At 67.5% G+C, this 1680-nt stretch carries 2 protein-coding genes; one reads left to right on the top strand and one right to left on the bottom strand.

Translation table 11 applies throughout. The features are described 5' to 3' along the window. The first annotated feature begins 159 nt into the window (after positions 1-159). Positions 160-594 carry a hypothetical protein gene (locus tag DKL51_RS15215; protein WP_109947897.1) on the top strand — a complete coding sequence of 145 codons (435 nt, stop codon included), beginning with the start codon at positions 160-162 and terminating at the stop codon, positions 592-594. 276 nt (positions 595-870) lie between these two features. Here DKL51_RS15215 and DKL51_RS15210 read toward each other — a convergent pair whose 3' ends face one another. Then, the gene (locus DKL51_RS15210; protein ID WP_109947896.1) at positions 871-1356 is read right to left on the bottom strand and encodes a hypothetical protein; all 486 of its coding nucleotides are present in this window, start codon (positions 1354-1356) and stop codon (positions 871-873) included. Between the last annotated feature and the right edge of the window lie 324 nt (positions 1357-1680).

Raw genomic sequence — 1680 nt, 5'->3', positions numbered from 1 at the left:
GCAATCCAGCGTGACCGACCTGACCCCGGACATCGGCCCTTCGGACAAGCCACTTCCCGGACCCGCCACCAGCCAGCCTAAACCCGCCCTCCGAGCGGTGTCTTGACATAAAGGGGTGCCATGAGCGGATGCGTCGGCTCATCCACTACCGTCCGGGCTATGGCAGCCAAAGCAGCGGGAGCGTTTCGTCGGACGCCGATCGAGCGATCAGACCAGCGGGTCGCATGGGAACGGACGGACCAGGCCTTCTTCGCTGCCGGAGCGTGTCACATCCTCGCCTGGGTCTGCCGCGATTCCTATCCAGACCGGCCCATCGAGATAACCGCGGTGCGCTTCCCGGGCGAGCGGCAGGTCTTCCACACCTACGCGGCCTGGGATGGCTGGGCGTTCGACCACTCGGGCTGGAATCCTGAGCCGCAACTGCTGGCGGTCAACACAGACTTCGAAGGCCACCCGCTAGAACCCATCAAGATCACGGACAGTCTCGCTGAGTTCTGCGAGAAGCACCACCACCGCAGGCCGAACCAGTATTGGCATGACCCGCTCCCCCGTGCTCGCGACTACGTCGGCCGATACATCGCGCCCTGGGCGTAGCCCCATAACGGGCAACCACACCGGCAAAGCACATCTGCCGAGCGGGCTTAGCTACGGACCGTGATGGCCGCACCGGCCGCCTACGCGCTCGATCCGCGGCATGTCAGTGCGTTTGCTTGCGCGGCAACGTCGCACGCAGCATCTCGCGGGTGTAGCTCTCCGACCTGTTGGCGAGAGTGAACTGGCTCAAGTGCCCCCGCGCCGACGGGCGAATTGACCTCTGCGGGAACGGGCATTGCGGGCCGCTGTCTGGTGGAATCGGCGGCCCGATCCACCTCAGCGGGCGGGTGCGTGGGCGCTGACCGCGGACCTGATCTCGGTGAGGGTGTGATCGAGGGAGCGGTCGTCAATGACCACCGGGGCGCCGAGCGAGGCCAAATCGTTGCGGGCCTCCCAGCGCAGCCACCAGCGCGCCTGCGAGACCGTGGCGACCGGGTCGGTGGGTACCACCAGCAGCACGGGGGTCTGTGTCCGGCCGCGCATCTTGACGCCCGGCCGCACCTCGGCGATCTCGGGCCATTCGAGCCGGACACCCATTAGCGGCAGCCGGATCCCGTCCGGGCCGACCACCACCGCCGGCACCCGCAACAACGTGCTGGCCGCCACCGGGTAACCGAGCAGCACCGCGAAGACCGCGCCCCACACGACCAGCGCCGGGCCCAGCACGCCGCCGCTCATTGCCCCGATCACGATCAGCGCCGCGCCGAGCAGTAGGAACGACAGGGACGCGGCGTTCGGCCGGACCCGCACGGTCAGCGCCATGTTGTCTCCTCCCTTGGTCCGCCCGGCATCATAGCGATCGGTCACGGCGGCGGCGCGACGCTCGTCGGAGCGTGTGCGCTTGAGGGCCGTCGCCCGTATGGTCTCGTCGCCGGTCCGTTGGCGTGTTCACCGTTGGAAGTGTCGGGACTTCCGATTGATAACGCGGGCGATATAACGCACTTCATTGAGCGCGGATCGCGGCAGAAGCGTGCACCCGCCCATAAGCGCGGGCTCAAAAGACGGCCGGAAAGTTAGGAACGAGTGGTCTGCGATGCGGTTCGGCTGAAGCAGCGTTTACCGGGCGTTCGAGGGGCGCGACGCGGC

The sequence above is a fragment of the Micromonospora globispora genome (assembly GCF_003857015.1).
Classification (GTDB): Bacteria; Actinomycetota; Actinomycetes; order Mycobacteriales; family Micromonosporaceae; genus Micromonospora; species Micromonospora globispora.
Note: the sequence above shows the minus strand (reverse complement) of the source record. Positions and strands in the feature narration are given on the sequence as shown.

What these genes read in the sequence shown, in the direction of transcription:
- DKL51_RS15210 (WP_109947896.1), bottom strand. Translation starts at nt 1,356, where the DNA reads ATGGCGCTGACCGTGCGGGTCCGGCCGAACGCCGCGTCCCTGTCGTTC.
- DKL51_RS15215 (WP_109947897.1), top strand. Translation starts at nt 160, where the DNA reads ATGGCAGCCAAAGCAGCGGGAGCGTTTCGTCGGACGCCGATCGAGCGA.